Source organism: Klebsiella sp. CN_Kp091 (assembly GCF_040065095.1).
GTDB classification, from domain to species: Bacteria; Pseudomonadota; Gammaproteobacteria; order Enterobacterales; family Enterobacteriaceae; genus Klebsiella; species Klebsiella aerogenes.
In genome coordinates, this window is the sequence record NZ_JBEAIO010000005.1 from 256,024 (window position 1) to 274,649 (window position 18,626).

Annotated in this window: 15 protein-coding genes and 1 other annotated feature; of the genes, 11 read left to right on the forward strand and 4 right to left on the reverse strand. The window is 56.7% G+C overall.

Annotation, left to right across the window (positions count from 1 at the left end):
- Window positions 1-12 precede the first annotated feature (12 nt).
- Window positions 13-3,357: a mechanosensitive channel MscK gene (mscK, locus tag ABLV17_RS05770; RefSeq protein WP_348854130.1), complete on the forward strand. Its 3,345-nt coding sequence runs from the start codon at window positions 13-15 to the stop codon at window positions 3,355-3,357.
- A 37-nt stretch (window positions 3,358-3,394) separates the two neighbouring features.
- Here the strand turns inward: mscK and rsmS are convergent, their stop codons facing one another.
- Together rsmS and priC are read right to left on the reverse strand one after the other, a co-directional pair.
- Complete coding sequence (gene rsmS, locus ABLV17_RS05775) at window positions 3,395-3,568, reverse strand: pleiotropic regulatory protein RsmS (RefSeq protein WP_015704613.1); 174 nt, start codon at window positions 3,566-3,568, stop codon at window positions 3,395-3,397.
- 12 nt (window positions 3,569-3,580) lie between these two features.
- The gene (priC, locus tag ABLV17_RS05780; protein WP_348854131.1) at window positions 3,581-4,108 is read right to left on the reverse strand and encodes a primosomal replication protein N''; all 528 of its coding nucleotides are present in this window, start codon (window positions 4,106-4,108) and stop codon (window positions 3,581-3,583) included.
- 69 nt (window positions 4,109-4,177) lie between these two features.
- Between priC and ABLV17_RS05785 the strand changes: the two genes are divergently transcribed.
- The 9 genes from ABLV17_RS05785 (at window position 4,178) to ABLV17_RS05825 (ending at window position 13,585) form a co-directional block, all read left to right on the forward strand.
- Entirely contained in the window at window positions 4,178-4,555 is a 378-nt protein-coding gene (locus ABLV17_RS05785) for a DUF454 family protein (RefSeq protein WP_015704615.1), read from the forward strand.
- Between the two features lie 150 nt (window positions 4,556-4,705).
- Window positions 4,706-5,257 (forward strand): adenine phosphoribosyltransferase, encoded by a 552-nt coding sequence (gene apt / locus ABLV17_RS05790; protein ID WP_047076200.1) that lies wholly within the window; start codon window positions 4,706-4,708, stop codon window positions 5,255-5,257.
- Window positions 5,258-5,349: 92 nt separating this feature from the next.
- Complete coding sequence (gene dnaX / locus ABLV17_RS05795; RefSeq protein ID WP_213317120.1) at window positions 5,350-7,260, forward strand: DNA polymerase III subunit gamma/tau; 1,911 nt, start codon at window positions 5,350-5,352, stop codon at window positions 7,258-7,260.
- Window positions 6,593-6,657: a sequence feature (DnaX frameshifting element), on the forward strand. (Overlaps the previous gene by 65 nt.)
- 57 nt (window positions 7,261-7,317) lie before the next feature.
- Complete coding sequence (locus tag ABLV17_RS05800) at window positions 7,318-7,650, forward strand: YbaB/EbfC family nucleoid-associated protein (protein WP_008805448.1); 333 nt, start codon at window positions 7,318-7,320, stop codon at window positions 7,648-7,650.
- The gene (recR, locus tag ABLV17_RS05805; protein ID WP_113373763.1) at window positions 7,650-8,255 is read left to right on the forward strand and encodes a recombination mediator RecR; all 606 of its coding nucleotides are present in this window, start codon (window positions 7,650-7,652) and stop codon (window positions 8,253-8,255) included. Before ABLV17_RS05800 ends, recR begins: the two co-directional genes overlap by 1 nt.
- A 114-nt stretch (window positions 8,256-8,369) precedes the next feature.
- On the forward strand, window positions 8,370-10,244 hold the full coding sequence (htpG, locus tag ABLV17_RS05810) for a molecular chaperone HtpG (protein ID WP_045393519.1): 1,875 nt from the start codon (window positions 8,370-8,372) through the stop codon (window positions 10,242-10,244).
- Window positions 10,245-10,481: 237 nt separating this feature from the next.
- A complete protein-coding gene (gene adk, locus ABLV17_RS05815; RefSeq protein WP_015367904.1) occupies window positions 10,482-11,126 on the forward strand; it encodes an adenylate kinase in 645 nt (214 codons plus the stop codon).
- Between the two features lie 128 nt (window positions 11,127-11,254).
- Window positions 11,255-12,217 carry a ferrochelatase gene (hemH, locus tag ABLV17_RS05820; RefSeq protein WP_087860353.1) on the forward strand — a complete coding sequence of 321 codons (963 nt, stop codon included), beginning with the start codon at window positions 11,255-11,257 and terminating at the stop codon, window positions 12,215-12,217.
- A 63-nt stretch (window positions 12,218-12,280) separates the two neighbouring features.
- Entirely contained in the window at window positions 12,281-13,585 is a 1,305-nt protein-coding gene (locus tag ABLV17_RS05825; RefSeq protein WP_015367902.1) for an inosine/guanosine kinase, read from the forward strand.
- Window positions 13,586-13,625: 40 nt separating this feature from the next.
- On the opposite strand, the gene ybaL is transcribed toward ABLV17_RS05825, so the two are convergent.
- On the reverse strand, window positions 13,626-15,302 hold the full coding sequence (ybaL, locus tag ABLV17_RS05830; protein WP_348854132.1) for a YbaL family putative K(+) efflux transporter: 1,677 nt from the start codon (window positions 15,300-15,302) through the stop codon (window positions 13,626-13,628).
- A gap of 235 nt (window positions 15,303-15,537) precedes the next feature.
- Window positions 15,538-16,758, reverse strand: a complete 1,221-nt coding sequence (locus tag ABLV17_RS05835) for an MFS transporter (RefSeq protein ID WP_348854133.1) — start codon at window positions 16,756-16,758, stop codon at window positions 15,538-15,540.
- A gap of 170 nt (window positions 16,759-16,928) precedes the next feature.
- Between ABLV17_RS05835 and ushA the strand changes: the two genes are divergently transcribed.
- Entirely contained in the window at window positions 16,929-18,581 is a 1,653-nt protein-coding gene (ushA, locus tag ABLV17_RS05840) for a bifunctional UDP-sugar hydrolase/5'-nucleotidase UshA (protein WP_348854134.1), read from the forward strand.
- Window positions 18,582-18,626: the final 45 nt, after the last annotated feature.

Genomic DNA, 18,626 nt, shown 5'->3' on the forward strand with positions numbered 1-18,626 from the left:
CATGTTAATACTATGCAGCATACAAATCGTTGGCCTCATGCTATTTCCACCATTGTCTTTGCACTGGTCCTTATAGTTGGCACTCTGAGCTTCAGCCAGGTTCAGGCTGCAGATTTACCTGACCGTTCTGACATTCAAAGCCAGCTCACTACGCTAAATAAGCAAAAAGAACTCACGCCGCAGGAAAAATTAGTTCAGCAGGACCTGACTCAGACTTTAGAAACGCTCGATAAGATTGAACGTATAAAGTCTGAAACCGTTCAACTGCGTCAGCAGGTTGAACAGGCGCCGGCGAAAATGCGTCAGGCGGTAGACAGTCTGAATGCGCTGAGCGACGTTCCTGATGATGAAGTCACCCGTAAAACTCTGAGCACGTTGTCGCTGCGACAGCTTGAGTCGCGCGTGTCCCAGGCGCTCGACGATCTGCAAAGCGCGCAGAACGATCTGGCGACCTACAACAGCCAATTAGTTTCGCTGCAGACTCAGCCGGAGCGCGTGCAGAACGCGATGTATTCTGCCTCTCAGCAATTACAGCAAATTCGTAACCGCCTCAACGGCACCGCGCCGGGCGAAGAGACGTTGCGCCCGACGCAGCAGGGGTTGCTGCTGGCGCAGCAGGCGTTACTGAATGCGGAGATCGAACAGCAGCGTAAGAGCCTGGAAGGCAATACCGTTCTGCAGGATACGCTGCAGAAACAGCGCGACTACGTCACCGCCCATAGCAACCGGTTGGAACATCAGTTGCAGCTCTTACAGGAAGCGGTGAACAGCAAGCGACTGACGCTCACCGAGAAAACCGCTCAGGAAGCGGTCTCGCCGGAGGAGACTACGCGGATCCAAAATAATCCGCTGGTTAAGCAGGAGCTTGATGTCAACCACCAGCTCAGCGAAAAGCTGATTCAGGCGACCGAAAACGGCAACCAGCTGGTGCAGCGTAATATCAGAGTCAAAAACTGGCTCGACCGCGCGCTGCAGTCCGAACGCGATATCAAAGAGCAGATTTCCGTATTGAAAGGCAGCCTGCTGCTGTCGCGTATCCTTTATCAGCAGCAGCAAACGTTGCCATCAGCGGATGAGCTGCAGGATATGACCAACCGCATCGCCGACCTACGCCTGGAGCAGTTTGAAGTTAACCAGCAGCGCGATGCGTTATTCCAGAGCGATGCCTTCGTGGCAAAACTGGAAGAGGGCCATAGCAGCGAAGTCACGCCGGAGGTTCACGCCGCCCTGTTGGAGGTTGTGGACATGCGCCGTGAATTGCTCGACCAGTTTAACAAACAGCTGGGGAACCAGCTGATGATGGCCATCAACCTGCAGATTAACCAGCAGCAGTTGATGAGCGTCTCCAGCAATCTGAAATCAATTCTGACCCAGCAGATTTTCTGGGTGAACAGCAATAAGCCGATGGATTGGGAGTGGATTAAATCCTTCCCGGAAGCGCTGAAAGGCCAGTTCAAATCGATGAAAATCACCGTCAACTGGGAAAAAGCCTGGCCGGCGGTGTTTATCGCGTTCCTTGCCGGGCTGCCGCTGCTGCTGATTGCCGGTCTCATCCGCTGGCGCCTGCAGTGGCTGCGTGATTACCAGGCGAAGCTGGCCTCTCAGGTAGGTCAGTTACGCAACGATACCCAGCTCAACACGCCAAAAGCGATCCTGATTGATTTGATCAGAGCGCTGCCGGTGGTGCTGCTCATCCTCGCCGTCGGGCTTATCCTGCTGACCATGCAGCTGAATGTCAGCAACCTGCTGTGGGCTTACAGTAAGAAGCTGGCGATGTTCTGGCTGGTGTTCGGCCTGTGCTGGAAGGTACTGGAAAAAGATGGCGTGGCGGTGAAGCATTTCAATATGCCCGCGCAGCTGACCAGCCACTGGCGGCGGCAGATCGTCCGCGTCAGCCTGGCGCTGCTGCCGCTGAATTTCTGGTCGGTTGTTTCTGAGCTCTCTCCGCTTAATTTGATGGACGATGTACTTGGGCAGTTTGTTATCTTCGTCAACCTGCTGCTGATTGCGGTGCTGGTGTGGCCGATGTGCCGCGAAAGCTGGCGTGACAAAGAGTCGCACAGCCTACGCCTGCTGACGGTGACCGTGCTGTCGATTGTACCCGTCGCGCTGATGGTCCTCACGGCGACCGGTTACTTCTATACCACGCTGCGTCTGGCTGGCCGCTGGATTGAGACCGTCTATCTGGTAATGATGTGGAACCTGCTGTACCAGACCGTGCTGCGCGGCCTGAGCGTAGCGGCGCGACGTATTGCCTGGCGCCGGGCGCTGGCGCGTCGCCAGCATCTGGTGAAAGAAGGGGCGGAAGGCGCTGAACCGCAGGAAGAGCCAACGATCGCGCTCGAACAGGTTAACCAGCAAACGCTGCGTATCACCATGCTGGTGATGGTGGCGCTGTTCGCGGTGCTGTTCTGGGCGATTTGGTCCGATCTGATAACCGTGTTCGCCTATCTCGACAGCATTACGCTCTGGCACTACAACGGCACTGAAGCCGGGGCCAGCGTGGTGAAAAGCGTGACCATGGGCAGCCTGCTGTTTGCGATTGTCGCCTCGATGGTCGCCTGGGCGCTGATCCGTAACTTACCGGGCCTGCTGGAAGTGCTGGTGCTGTCGCGTCTTAATATGCGCCAGGGCGCTTCCTATGCGATAACGACGATCCTCAACTACGCGATTATCGCCATCGGCGCGATGACGGTATTCGGCTCGTTAGGCGTGTCGTGGGATAAATTGCAGTGGCTGGCCGCGGCGCTGTCGGTTGGTTTAGGTTTCGGCTTACAGGAGATCTTCGGTAACTTCGTCTCCGGCCTGATCATTCTCTTCGAACGCCCGGTGCGTATCGGCGATACGGTCACTATCGGTACCTTCTCAGGCACCGTCAGTAAGATCCGTATCCGCGCGACGACCATCACCGATTTCGATCGCAAAGAGGTGATTATTCCGAACAAGGCCTTCGTGACGGAACGGCTGATCAACTGGTCGCTCTCCGATACCATCACCCGCGTGGTGATTCGCCTGGGCGTGGCTTATGGATCCGATCTCGATAAAGTTAAAGAAGTGCTGCTGCAGGCGGCGCATGAACATCCGAAAGTGATGCAGGAACCGGCGCCGTCGGTCTTCTTTACCACCTTCGGCGCCAGCACGCTGGATCATGAACTGCGCCTCTACGTGCGTGAACTGCGCGATCGCAGCTACGCGGTGGACGAACTTAACCGCTCGATCGATCGCCTGTGCCGTGAAAACAATATCGATATTGCCTTCAACCAGCTGGAAGTTCATCTGCGTAACGAGAAGGGAGATGAAGTGACGGAAGTGAAGCGCGATAATAAAGGGGATGATACGGCGCCAGGCGTCGTATAATCGCTAATCGGGGTGGCATATGCCGCCCCGATTCGTTTTATTCTTCTGACAAAGGCGCGTCAGGTTGGGCATTTTTCAGTTTGTTTTCATAGTCGCGCTTAATAATATCCAACGCTCCCAGCACCGTTTTTGCGCTGACCCGGTTTTCCTCCAGCAACATGATTAAATCGACGGCCAGTTTGACCTCGTCCGGTGCATTTTCCAGCGACATAATCCTCTCCTGTTAGCGCGTTAAACGCGCCAGTACGTTTTCAATTTTTTCCAGCGCATCGCGACAGCGGGCCAGGCGCCCGGCATAGGCCTCGACCTCTTTCGTTAGCTGTTGCTGTTCAGCAAGGGTTGTTGCCGACGCCAGCTGACGTTGACGATCGTTGCGCATCGCCAACAGGCGGCGCTCATACTCCTGGTGCTGCAGGCGGCGGCGTTGCCAGCGGTTTAGCGTCGGCGAGGCGCTGTCCCATTGGCGTAACGACCAGGTCGCCGTCTCACGGCTAATGGCGGCAATTTGCGCCACCAGCCGCTCGGCGAGCCAGGCGACCTGGGGCAGATGCTGATGCTCAACGGCATGCTGGAGTTCGGCGAGATTGTGCCGCGCTTCGTCGAGATACGCCTGCATCTGCGTGTCGCGGGTACGGAACAGCTGGCGGTCGAAACGCGGGCTCAGCGTAGCGTGGCTGGACAGCGGCGCCACCTGAAGCGCCAGCTCGGCCAGCTGACTTTTCAGCGTTTGTAAAAGCCGGGTTGTTTTCAAATAACTCCTCCATTCCCTACTCAGCAACTGTGCTACAGTAGCGACATCTGCTTGATAACGATTCGCATTATGCCACGTATTATTTTAATCATCATTGGCTGGCTGGCGGTAGTGCTGGGGACGCTGGGCGTCTTCTTACCGCTGTTACCGACAACGCCATTTATCCTGCTCGCCGCATGGTGTTTTGCCCGCTCGTCGCCGCGCTTTCACCACTGGCTGCTGTATCGCTCGTGGTTTGGCGGCTATCTTCGCCACTGGCAGCAGTACCGGGCGATGCCGCCGGGGGCCAAGCCGCGAGCCATTATCATGATTTTACTGACCTTTGCCATTTCTCTGTGGCTGGTTAAGCTTATGTGGGTGCGCATCCTGTTGCTGGCAATCCTCGCCTGCCTGCTGATATTTATGTGGCGCATTCCGGTGGTTGACGCAAAGCAACAAAAGCACTGATGCGCAATAATGCCTGTTGCAATTGTTGGCGACAGCCAGTAAATTCTGGCGTTTTCGAGCGCGGGTAAGCCTGGTCAAAGGTTAAACAAATGTTTCTTTGGCCCATTTTGCACGCCCGTGGGTAACACCGTTTCAATCAGGCATACACTTATGACCGCAACTGCACAGCAGCTTGAATATCTGAAAAACAGCATCCAAAGCGTCCAGGATTATCCGAAACCGGGCATCCTTTTCCGCGATGTCACCAGCTTGCTGGAAGACCCTAAAGCCTATGCGCTTAGCATTGAACTGCTAACCGAGCGTTATAAAGACGCCGGTATCACCAAAGTGGTGGGGACCGAAGCGCGTGGTTTTCTGTTCGGCGCCCCGGTTGCGTTGGCGCTGGGCGTTGGCTTTGTTCCGGTTCGTAAGCCGCGCAAGTTGCCGCGCGAAACCATCGCCGAAAGCTATGAGCTTGAATATGGCACCGATCAGCTGGAAATCCACGTTGATGCCATCAAAAAAGGCGATAAAGTGCTGGTCGTTGATGACCTGCTGGCGACCGGCGGCACCATTGACGCCACCGTGAAGCTGATTCGTCGCCTGGGCGGCGAAGTTCACGATGCCGCTTTTATTATCAATCTTTTCGATCTGGGCGGCGAACAGCGCCTGGAAAAACTGGGCATCAATTGCTTTAGCCTGGTGCCTTTCCCGGGCCACTAAGCAAATCCCGACACATAGCCTCGCCGATCCGGCGGGGCTGTGATAGCATTACCCCCTCGTGAATTCACCTTCCAGCGTTTCAGAGCCAGCCCATGAGTTATCAGGTCTTAGCCCGTAAATGGCGCCCACAAACCTTTGCTGACGTCGTCGGCCAGGAACATGTGCTGACCGCACTGGCGAACGGCTTATCGTTAGGGCGCATCCATCACGCATATCTCTTTTCCGGTACCCGCGGAGTAGGGAAAACTTCCATCGCCCGGCTGTTGGCGAAGGGGTTAAACTGCGAAAGCGGTATTACCGCGACGCCGTGCGGCGTCTGCGATAACTGTCGCGAAATAGAACAAGGCCGCTTTGTCGATCTGATCGAGATCGATGCCGCCTCGCGCACCAAAGTGGAAGATACCCGCGATCTGCTTGACAACGTCCAGTACGCGCCGGCCCGCGGCCGCTTCAAGGTCTACCTGATCGATGAAGTGCATATGCTGTCGCGCCACAGCTTCAACGCGTTATTAAAAACGCTGGAGGAGCCGCCCGCGCACGTCAAATTCCTGCTGGCGACCACCGATCCGCAAAAGCTGCCGGTGACGATTTTATCCCGCTGCCTGCAGTTCCACCTCAAGGCGCTGGATGTCGAACAGATCCGCCATCAGCTTGAACACATACTTGGCGAAGAGCAGATCGCGTTTGAGCCGCGCGCGCTGCAGCTGCTGTCGCGCGCCGCGGATGGCAGCCTGCGCGATGCGTTAAGCCTGACCGATCAGGCCATCGCCAGCGGCGATGGCCGCTTAAGCGCGCAGTCCGTCAGCGAAATGCTCGGCACCCTCGATGACGATCAGGCGCTATCCTTGATAGAAGCGCTGGTGGCCGCCGACGGCGAGCGCGTGATGGCAGGCGTCAGCGACGCCGCCGCGCGCGGCGTTGAGTGGGAAGCGCTGCTGGTGGAAATGCAAAGCCTGCTGCACCGTATCGCGATGGTCCAGCTCTCGCCATCGGCGCTGGGGGCGGATATGGCCGCCGTCGAGCTACGAATGCGCGAGCTGGCTCGTACCGTACCGCCGGCTGATGTGCAGCTTTACTATCAGACGCTGCTGATTGGCCGCAAAGAGCTGCCTTATGCGCCGGACCGGCGTATGGGAGTTGAAATGACGCTGCTGCGCGCGCTGGCTTTCCATCCGCGTCAGCCGCTGCCGGAGCCGGAAGTGAAGCCCGTTCAGGTTCCAACCTCTGCGCCGGTACAACAAGCGGCACCGCCCGTATCGTCGCCATCAGCGCCGCCGCAGAATCTACCGCAAAGCACCAGCCAGGTGCTGGCGGCGCGTAGTCGGCTGCAGCGAACCCCGGGAGCAACCACCCCAAAAAAGAGTGAACCGGCAGCCGCATCCCGCGCGCGGCCGGTGAATAACGCTGCGCTGGAACGACTGAGTTCGATTACCGAGCGCGTACAGGCTCGTCCGGCTGCGGCCGCGCTTGAGCAGGCCCCGGCGAAAAAAGAAGCCTATCGCTGGAAATCGACGGCTCCGATTGAAGAGACCAAAGTCGAAGTCGCCACGCCAAAAGCGTTGAAAAAAGCGCTGGAGCATGAAAAAACGCCGGAGCTGGCGGCGAAACTGGCCGTGGAAGCGGTCGAGCGCGATAGCTGGGCGGCGGAAGTGAGCCAATTGGCGGTACCGAAACTGGTTGAGCAGGTCGCGCTGAACGCGTGGAAAGAGCAGGACGGCAACCGCATTTGCCTGCATCTGCGCCCGAGTCAGCGCCATCTCAACTCCGCCGGCGCGCAGCAAAAACTGGCCGAAGCGCTGGGCGTGTTGTACGGCGCGCCGGTTGAATTGACCATCGTTGAAGACGATAATTCGGCGATGCGCACGCCGCTGGAGTGGCGACAGGCAATTTATGAAGAGAAGCTCGCGCAGGCGCGCGAGGCAATTATTGCGGATAACAACGTTCAGACCCTGCGAAGATTCTTCGACGCCGATCTGGATGAAGAGAGTATCCGCCCCATTTGATCGCCAGTCTGACTGGCGTTCAGTACCCTTAACGATGACTTACTGAGAGAGAAGCCTATGTTTGGTGGAAAAGGCGGCCTGGGTAACCTGATGAAACAGGCCCAGCAGATGCAAGACAAAATGCAGAAAATGCAGGAAGAGATCGCGCAGCTGGAAGTGACCGGTGAGTCCGGCGCGGGTCTGGTAAAAGTGACCATCAACGGCGCGCATAACTGCCGTCGCGTGGAAATCGACCCAAGCCTGCTGGAAGACGACAAAGAGATGCTGGAAGATCTGGTGGCTGCTGCGTTCAACGACGCTGCGCGCCGCATTGAAGAGACCCAGAAAGAGAAAATGGCCTCCGTTTCTGCCGGCATGCAGCTGCCGCCAGGCTTCAAGATGCCGTTCTGATGCAAACCAGCCCGCTGTTAACTCAGCTTATGGAAGCGCTTCGCTGTCTGCCGGGCGTTGGCCCCAAGTCGGCGCAGCGCATGGCGTTTACGCTACTGCAGCGCGATCGCAGCGGCGGTATGCGTCTGGCGCAGGCGCTGACGCGCGCAATGTCGGAAATCGGCCACTGCGCCGATTGCCGCACCTTCACCGAGCAGGAGGTGTGCAATATTTGCAGCAATCCGCGTCGCAAGGAAAACGGTCAGATCTGCGTGGTGGAGAGTCCAGCGGACATCTACGCCATTGAGCAGACCGGGCAGTATTCCGGCCGCTACTTCGTGCTGATGGGCCACCTGTCGCCGCTTGACGGCATCGGGCCGGATGACATCGGGCTCGATCGTCTTGAACAACGTCTTGAAGCCGAGTCAATCAGCGAGCTGATCCTCGCCACCAACCCAACGGTTGAAGGCGAGGCGACGGCCAACTACATCGCTGAGCTCTGCGCGCAGTATGGCGTTGACGCCAGCCGCATCGCCCACGGCGTACCGGTTGGCGGCGAGCTGGAAATGGTCGACGGCACCACGCTGTCGCACTCACTGGCCGGGCGTCACAAGATTATTTTCTGAACAAATGGAGGCTGCGTTCGCCGCCTCCGCTTGAAAAATCTCGCACCTATCCCCATCTCCTCCCCAACACGTTATTTCCATTAATAATAAATGGCATTGTTGAGGTCGACTTACATGAAAGGACAAGAAACCCGTGGTTTCCAGTCAGAAGTGAAACAGCTTCTGCACCTGATGATCCATTCTCTTTATTCCAACAAAGAAATCTTCCTGCGCGAGCTCATTTCTAACGCCTCGGATGCGGCGGATAAGCTGCGTTTCCGCGCGCTGTCCCAGCCGGATCTGTATGAAGGCGACGGCGAGCTGCGCGTACGCGTATCGTTTGATAAAGACAACCGCACGCTGACTATCGCCGATAACGGTATTGGTATGAACCGCGATGAGGTTATTGACCATCTCGGCACCATCGCCAAATCCGGCACCAAGGCGTTCCTCGAATCGATGGGCTCCGATCAGGCGAAAGACAGCCAGCTGATCGGCCAGTTCGGCGTCGGCTTCTATTCGGCCTTTATCGTTGCCGACAAAGTCACCGTGCGCACCCGCGCCGCGGGCGACAAGCCGGAGAACGGCGTGTTCTGGGAATCCGCTGGCGAAGGCGAATATACCGTTGCCGATATCACCAAAGCCGATCGCGGAACTGAAATTACGCTGCATCTGCGTGAAGGCGAAGACGACTTCCTCAACGACTGGCGCGTGCGCTCGATCATCAGCAAATATTCTGATCATATCGCGCTGCCGGTTGAGATTGAAAAACGCGAAGAAGTGGACGGCGAAACCGTTATTTCGTGGGAGAAAATCAACAAGGCGCAGGCGCTGTGGACCCGCAGCAAGTCTGAAGTCAGCGATGACGAATACAAAGAATTCTATAAGCATATTGCCCATGATTTCAGCGATCCGCTGACCTGGAGCCACAACCGCGTCGAAGGTAAGCAGGAGTATACCAGCCTGCTGTATATTCCGTCGCAGGCGCCATGGGATATGTGGAACCGCGATCATAAGCACGGCCTGAAGCTGTACGTGCAGCGCGTCTTCATCATGGATGACGCCGAGCAGTTTATGCCGAACTACCTGCGTTTCGTGCGCGGCCTGATAGACTCCAACGACCTGCCGCTGAACGTGTCGCGTGAAATCCTGCAGGATAGCAACGTCACCCGCAACCTGCGTACCGCGCTGACCAAACGCGTGCTGCAGATGCTGGAAAAGCTGGCGAAAGACGACGCCGAAAAATATCAGACCTTCTGGAAACAGTTCGGCCTGGTGCTGAAAGAAGGCCCGGCGGAAGATGCCTCCAACCAGCAAGCCATTGCTAAGCTGCTGCGCTTCGCCACTACTCATACCGATTCTTCCGCGCAGACCGTGTCGCTGGAAGAGTACGTCTCGCGCATGAAAGAAGGGCAGGAGAAGATCTACTACATCACCGCCGACAGCTATGCGGCGGCGAAGAGCAGCCCGCATCTCGAGCTGCTGCGTAAGAAAGGTATCGAAGTTCTGCTGCTGTCCGATCGCATTGACGAGTGGATGATGAGCTACCTGACCGAGTTCGACGGCAAGGCGTTCCAGTCGGTCGCCAAAGCCGACGAGTCGCTGGAGAAACTGGCGGACGAAGTTGACGAATCCGCCAAAGAAGCTGAAAAAGCGCTGGAGCCGTTCGTTGAGCGCGTGAAAGGTCTGCTTGGCGAGCGCGTGAAAGAGGTGCGTCTGACGCATCGTCTGACCGACACTCCGGCGATTGTCACCACCGATGCCGACGAAATGAGCACCCAGATGGCGAAGCTGTTCGCCGCTGCCGGTCAGGCGGCGCCGGAAGTGAAGTACATCTTCGAGCTGAACCCGGCGCATCCGCTGGTGAAACGCGCCGCCGATACCCAGGACGACGCGCAGTTTGGCGAGTGGGTTGAGCTGCTGCTGGATCAGGCGCTGCTGGCGGAACGCGGTACGCTGGAGGATCCTAACCAGTTCATCCGTCGTATGAACCAACTGTTGGCATCCTAAGCTTTACCCTCACCCTAACCCTCTCCCTAAAGGGAGAGGGGACTGCTCGCCGCAGAGGGGCTTTTCTCCCTCTCCCTGCGGGAGAGGGCCGGGGTGAGGGCCTTAATCTTCCTCAACCGTAAAATATCTCACCATTAACCGTTTCAGCCGCACCGCCTTCCTTGAGCCATGGCCGTTCTGGTGGTATGGTTTAGCGTTTTTTGAAAAATTGAAACGACATTTGAGGGGATTTTCGTAATGCGTATTATTCTGCTTGGCGCTCCGGGCGCGGGTAAAGGAACTCAGGCTCAGTTCATCATGGAGAAATACGGTATTCCGCAAATCTCCACCGGCGACATGCTGCGCGCCGCGGTAAAATCCGGCTCCGAGCTCGGTAAACAAGCGAAAGACATTATGGACGCCGGCAAACTGGTTACCGATGAGCTGGTCATCGCGCTGGTGAAAGAGCGTATCGCCCAGGAAGATTGCCGTAACGGTTTCCTGCTGGACGGCTTCCCGCGCACTATCCCGCAGGCTGACGCCATGAAAGAAGCCGGCATCGCCGTTGACTACGTTCTGGAGTTCGCGGTACCGGACGAACTGATCGTCGATCGTATCGTAGGCCGCCGCGTACACGCTGCTTCCGGCCGTGTCTATCACATTAAATTCAACCCGCCGAAGGTGGAAGGTAAAGACGATGTGACCGGCGAAGAGCTGACCACCCGTAAAGACGATCAGGAAGAGACCGTACGTAAGCGTCTGGTGGAATACCATCAGATGACTGCGCCGCTGATCGGCTACTATCAGAAAGAAGCGCAAGCGGGTAACACCCAGTACGCGAAAGTCGACGGCACCAAAGCGGTGGCAGACGTGCGCGCCGATCTGGAAAAAATCCTCGGCTAATTAAGCCCTTTCTCATCCTGCTGCGGCAGGATGAGAACACCTCTCATTTCTACCTTTTGCTATGATTGGTTCCGTTTAACGCCATTTACGCTACAATTGTCAGCGATTCAAATGGTTAAGAGGCGGTAATGCATCAGACGAAAACAGGTATTTTGCTAGCCAATTTAGGCACTCCCGATGCGCCCACGCCCGATGCGGTGAAGCGCTATCTGCGACAATTTCTTAGCGACAAACGGGTAGTGGATACGCCTCGTCTGCTGTGGTGGCCGCTGCTGCGCGGCATCATACTGCCGATTCGCGCTCCCCGCGTGGCGAAGCTCTATCAGTCCGTATGGATGGCGGAAGGCTCGCCGTTGATGGTGTATAGCCGTCAGCAGCAGCAGGCGCTGGCGGCCAGATTACCGGATGTCCCGGTGGCCCTGGGGATGAGCTATGGCTCGCCGTCGCTGGCAAGCGCTGTCGATGAGCTATTGGCTCAGGACGTTGACCATATCGTGGTATTGCCGCTGTATCCGCAATATTCGTGTTCTACCGTGGCGGCGGTATGGGATGAACTGGCGCGGATCCTCGCGAAAAAGCGCGCCATCCCGGGCGTTTCGTTTATTCGCGACTATGCCGATGACGCTGACTATATCCACGCGCTGGCGGCCAGCGTGCGCGCTTCGTTTGCCGTTCACGGCGAACCGGATGTGCTGCTGCTCTCCTATCACGGTATACCGCAACGCTACGCCCATGAGGGTGATGATTACCCGCAGCGCTGCCGGGTAACGACCCGCGAGCTGGTCTCAGTGCTCGGGCTGCCGCCGGAGCGGGTGATGATGACCTTCCAGTCGCGCTTTGGCCGTGAACCCTGGTTGACGCCGTACACCGACGAAACGCTAAAAATGCTCGGCGAGAAGGGCACAAAGCACGTTCAGGTTATCTGTCCGGGCTTCTCCGCCGACTGTCTGGAAACGCTGGAAGAAATCGCGGTGCAGAACCGGGAAATTTTCCTTGAGGCCGGCGGTAAGCAATATGAGTATATTCCGGCGCTTAATGCCGATCCTGCGCATATTGAGATGATGGTGAACCTGACCGCGTCGTATCGCTGATCGCGCGCGTGGCGGGGAATATGCTACTATTCCCCGCTTGTTCCCTGTCATTAAATCGCCACTATGAAATTTCCCGGTAAACGCAAATCTAAACACTATTTCCCCGTTAGCGCTCGCGATCCGCTGCTGCAACAAATTCAGCCAGAAAATGAGTCCAACGTCTCCTGGGTGGTTGGCATCGACCAGACGCTGGTGGATATCGAAGCGAAAGTGGATGAGGCGTTTATCGTACGCTACGGCCTGAGCGCCGGTCATTCGCTGGTGATTGAAGATGATGTCGCCGAAGCGCTGTATCAGGAACTGGTACGCGACGGCCTGATCACCCATCAATTTGCCGGCGGCACCATTGGCAATACCATGCACAATTATTCGGTGCTGGCGGACGACCGCTCGGTGCTGCTCGGCGTGATGTGCAGCAACATTGAGATCGGCGGCTACGCTTATCGCTACCTGTGCAATACTTCCAGCCGTACCGATCTCAACTACCTGCAGGGCGTCGATGGCGCCATTGGCCGCTGTTTTACGCTGATTAGCGATAGCGGCGAACGTACCTTTGCCATCAGTCCAGGCCACATGAACAAGCTGCGTCCGGAAAGCATCCCGGAAGAGGTGATTGCCGGCGCTTCCGCGCTGGTGCTGACCTCCTACCTTGTGCGCTGTAAGCCGGGCGAGCCGATGCCGGACGCGACGATGAAAGCCATTGAGTATGCCAAAAAGCATGACGTGCCGGTGGTGCTGACGCTGGGAACGAAATACGTGATTGCCGACAACCCGCAATGGTGGCAGCAGTTCCTCAAGGAACACGTTTCGATTCTGGCGATGAATGAAGAAGAAGCGGAAGCGCTGACCGGTATCGCCGACCCGCTCACCGCGGCGGATAAAGCGCTGGACTGGGTCGACCTGGTGCTGTGTACCGCAGGACCGGCGGGTCTCTATATGGCGAGCTTCACCGAAGAGGAAGCGAAGCGTAAAACGCAGCATCCACTTCTGCCGGGGGCGATAGCCGAGTTCAACCAGTATGAATTCAGCCGCGCGATGCGCCATCAGGATTGTGTTAATCCGCTGCGTATCTATTCGCACATCGCGCCTTATATGGGCGGCCCGGAGAAGATCATGAACACCAATGGCGCAGGCGACGGCGCGCTGGCGGCGTTGTTGCATGATATCACCGCCAATAACTACCATCGTAATAACGTGCCGAACTCCAGCAAACATAAATGCAAATGGCTGACCTACTCATCGCTGGCGCAGGTGTGCAAATACGCCAACCGCGTCAGCTATCAGGTGCTGAATCAGCATTCGCCGCGTTTAACGCGCGGCCTGCCGGAGCGGGAAGATAGTCTGGAAGAGGCCTACTGGGACCGTTAATCCCGTGGATAAGAGTACGCCCCGCGAGCGGGGCGTCGTATCAACCGGTAACAATCTCGCCAGCCGGCGGCGTTTCCAGCAGACGTAACATCGCCCGTGCGATTTCGCGTTCCCCCATCACCACCTGATTGGCTCCGCGTTCGGTAATATAATCGACCTCATCGTCGTAATGGGCGCGGGCGATAATCTCAATGTTCGGGCATTTTTCCCGCGCTGAGGCGACAATTTCACCGGCTTCATAGCCGTTAGGAATGGTCAGCAGCAGCCAGCGGGCGCAGTCGAGATGCGCCAGATTCATGATCTCTTCGTTGGCGGCATTGCCCAACACGGCGCTGATGCCGCGCTCACGCAGCTCATCCACGCGGGTGCGGGAGGTTTCAATTACTACCAGCGGGATCCCCTGGGCCATCAGTTTCTCGCCAAGCAGGCTGCCGACGCGGCCGAAGCCGACCAGCAGCGCATGGTTGCAGATATCCACCGGCACCTGTTTTTCGTCTTCCAGCACCTCTTCCAGCGTCTGTTCGTCGAGCGTTTCGGTTTTATCGAGATATTTTTCCAGCAGGGTAAACAGCACCGGGTTGAGCATAATCGAAATTATCGCCCCGGCCAGCACCAGGTTCTGCCCGGCCTGCGGCAGCAGATCCAGCGCCATGCCGAGACCGGCAAGAATAAAGGCGAATTCCCCGATTTGCGCCAGGCTGGCGGCGATGGTCAGGGCGGTACGCGGCGAGTGACCGAACATACGTACCAGGAAGAAAGCGGCGGCGGATTTACCAAAGATGATAATCGCCAGCGTCGCCAGCACCGCCAGCGGCTGTTCGACCAGGATCATCGGGTCAAATAGCATCCCGACGGAGACAAAGAACAGCACCGCGAAGGCGTCGCGCAGCGGCAGCGTATCGTGAGCGGCGCGGTGGCTGAGTTCGGATTCGTTAAGCACCATCCCGGCGAAGAATGCGCCCAGTGCGAAGGAGACGTCGAACAGCTCAACGGCGCCGAAGGCGATGCCGAGCGCCAGCGCCAGTACCGACAAGGTAAACAGTTCGCGAGAGCCGGTTGCCGCGCTGCGCGACATGATCCACGGCACCAGACGGCGGCCCACCAGCATCATAATGGCAATAAAGGCGACGACTTTACCGATGGTAATACCCATATCGAGCGCCAGCGATACCAGCCCAACATCGCCTTTTTCCACCATTCCTGCGATAGCGGGCAGCAGCACCAGCGTCAGTACCATCACTAAATCTTCAACGATCAGCCAGCCGATGGCGATTTGCCCACGCTGGCTATCAATAAGCTGCCGTTCCTCCAGCGCGCGCAGCAACACCACGGTGCTGGCGGTGGAAAGACACAGGCCAAAAACGATGCCGGTCATCAGCGACCAGCCGAGCAGGGAAGAGAGCGCCATCCCGAGCAGCGTCGCCACGGCTATCTGGGCGATGGCTCCGGGAATGGCTATCGACTTTACCGCCATGAGATCTTTCAGCGAAAAGTGCAGCCCGACGCCAAACATCAGCAAGATGACGCCAAGTTCGGCCAGTTCAGGCGCAAGCTTGGTATCCGCAACAAAACCAGGAGTAAATGGACCGGCCAGCACGCCCGCTAATAAATATCCTACCAGTGGAGAAATACGTAGCTTATTGGCAATCATGCCGAGAATAAAGGCGAGCACAAGGCCGCCGACAATGGTGGTGATTAGCGGTGTTGCGTGATGCATTCCGTCTCCTTGCGTGTGGTGAGCCGATCCATTTTCGCTACTTAAAGCAAAAAACCGATTAATAGTTTATGACACTTTTGCTCGTTTTGTTTATGAATAATTATTGAAATTTGCGAAAAATTGGAATTACGGCAGAAAAAAGCACAGACAGGAAAATGGCGGCAGGTCATGGCGGCGTAATGCTGATGGGATAAGGGATTGCGGCGGCCAAACTTTCACTTTGGCCGCCAGATACTCAGGCTTTTTGATGGTTATTAGGCAGGAATATCGTCAGAATGCCAAGAAGCGGCAGGAAAGCACAGATTTTATAGACCAGATCGATACTGGTATGGTCGGCTAACAACCCCAATACCGCGGCGCCAAGGCCGCCCATGCCAAACGCGAATCCGAAGAACAGGCCGGAAACCATACCGATTCTCCCCGGCAACAGCTCCTGGGCATAGACCAGGATAGCGGAAAAGGCTGATGCGAGGATAAAACCAATTATCACCGTCAGGATCCCGGTCCATTCCAGCGATGCGTACGGTAAAATAAGGGTAAATGGCGCCACACCGAGGATAGAGCCCCAAATCACATATTTACGACCTATCTTATCGCCAATAGGCCCGCCAATCACCGTACCTGCGGCTACTGCAAACAGGAAGGCGAACAAGTGAAGTTGGGCGTTTTGCACCGATAATCCGAACTTATGCATAAGATAAAAGGTGTAATAGCTACTGATGCTCGCCATGTAGAAGTATTTGGAGAAAATCAGCATTAACAGGATGCAGACGGCAAGGATGACCTTGTTACGCGGCAGCGGATTAACGATAACCGGCTTCGGTTTGCCTTTATTCATCCGGTGTTGCGCGGCGTACCAGCGGCTGATTTGCGACAGCACGACGATCGCCAGCAGCGCGGCCAGCACGAACCAGGCGACGTTGCCTTTGCCGTAGGGAGCGATGATCACCGCCGCCAGCAGCGGCCCCAGCGAGCTGCCGAAGTTGCCGCCAACCTGGAATAGTGATTGCGCCAGACCGTGACGGCCGCCGGAAGCCATCCGCGCCACGCGTGAGGATTCCGGATGGAAGACCGAAGAGCCGGTGCCGACAAGCGCAGCGGCCAGCAGCACCATGCCGAAGCTGCCGGCCAGCGCTAACAGAATTAAGCCGCAGAGGGTGAAACACATCCCCACCGGTAATGACCACGGCATCGAGCGTTTATCGGTGATGTAGCCAATCACCGGCTGGAAAAGCGATGACGTCAGCTGGAAGGTGAGGGTGATCATGCCGATCTGCACGAAAGTTAACGAGAATTCCGCCTGCAGCAGCGGATAAATCGCCAGGATGAGCGACTGGATCATGTCGTTTAGCAGATGGGAGAGGCTGATTGCCCCCAGGATGCCAAATGAGGTGCGCGCTTTTTGCGGCGGCGCGCCGGTACCGGGTAAGGACTGAGCGGATTGGTTGGTTGTCATAGGTTCACTTCAGCGAGTTCTATTTGTTGTAGAGAATGCAGGTTGAATTATTATCCGACTAACATACCTGTCCCTAAGGTTTGAAGGAAGTCGCAATTCTGAAAACATATTTGTCAAAGCGACTGACTCGCTATACTTTCGGCACTTGTTATTAAGTCAGGGAGTGAAACATGCATTATTTAAAACGCGGCGTGGCGCTGGCGTTATTCGCCGCCTTATCGCTGGGAAGCCTGTCAGCGCAGGCCTATGAGCAGGGCAAAACCTATAAAATCACCATCCTGCACACCAACGACCACCACGGTCATTTCTGGCGCAACGATTATGGCGAATATGGCCTTGCGGCGCAGAAGACGCTGGTGGACGGTATCCGCAAAGAGGTGGCGGCCGAAGGCGGTAGCGTCCTGCTGCTGTCCGGCGGCGATATCAATACCGGGGTGCCGGAATCCGATTTACAGGATGCAGAACCTGATTTTCGCGGCATGAACCTGATAGGTTACGATGCCATGGCGGTCGGCAACCATGAGTTTGATAACCCACTCAGCGTGCTGCGCCAGCAGGAGAAGTGGTCGAAGTTCCCGTTCCTGTCGGCCAATATCTATCAGAAAAGCACCGGCGAACGCCTGTTTAAACCTTGGGCGCTGTTTAAGCGCGGCGGGCTGAAGATTGCGGTGATTGGCTTAACCACCGATGATACGGCGAAAATCGGCAACCCGGAATATTTCACCGATATCGAATTCCGTAATCCGGCGGCAGAAGCCAAGCTGGTTATCCAGGAATTACAGCAAAATGAAAAGCCGGACGTGATTCTGGCGACCACCCACATGGGCCACTATGACAACGGCAATCACGGCTCTAACGCGCCGGGCGACGTTGAAATGGCGCGGAGCCTACCTGCGGGATCGCTGGCGATGATCGTCGGCGGCCACTCGCAGGATCCGGTATGCATGGCGTCGGAGAATAAAAAGCAGGTCGATTATGTCCCCGGAACCCCGTGCGCGCCGGATCGCCAGAATGGCATCTGGATCGTGCAGGCTCACGAGTGGGGAAAATATGTCGGCCGCGCCGATTTTGAATTCCGCAACGGTGAGATGAAGCTGGTGCACTATCAGCTAATCCCGGTCAACCTGAAGAAGAAAGTGACCTGGGATAACGGTCAGAGCGAGCGCGTATTGTATACGCCGCAAATTGCTGAAAACCCTCAGATGCTCTCGCTGTTAACGCCGTTCCAGAATAAAGGCAAGGCGCAGTTACAGGTGAAAATAGGCAGCGTCAACGGCCATCTTGAAGGCGATCGCAGCAAAGTTCGCTTCGTACAAACCAATATGGGGCGTCTGCTGCTGGCGGCGCAGATGGCGCGCAGCAATGCTGATTTCGCGGTGATGAGCGGCGGCGGTATTCGCGACTCTATCGAAGCGGGTGATATTACCTATAAAGACGTGATGAAAGTGCAGCCGTTCGGCAACGTGCTGACTTACGTCGATATGAGCGGTAAAGAGGTGACTGAGTACCTGACCGCCGTCGCGCAGATGAAGCCGGATTCCGGCGCTTATCCGCAGTTCGCCAACGTCAGTTTCGTTGCCAAAGACGGCAAGCTTAACGATCTGAAAATCAAAGGTGAACCGGTTGATCCGGCGAAAACTTACCGTATGGCGACGCTGAGCTTTAACGCCACCGGCGGTGACGGCTACCCGCACATCGATAATAAACCGGGATACGTAAATACCGGTTTTATCGATGCCGAGGTGCTGAAAGAGTACATCGAGAAGAACTCGCCGCTGGATGCGGTGGCCTACGAGCCGAAGGGCGAGGTCAGCTGGCAGTAAGCCATCGCTTAGCGGGGCCCGGATAGGGCGCGTGCGCCGCTATCC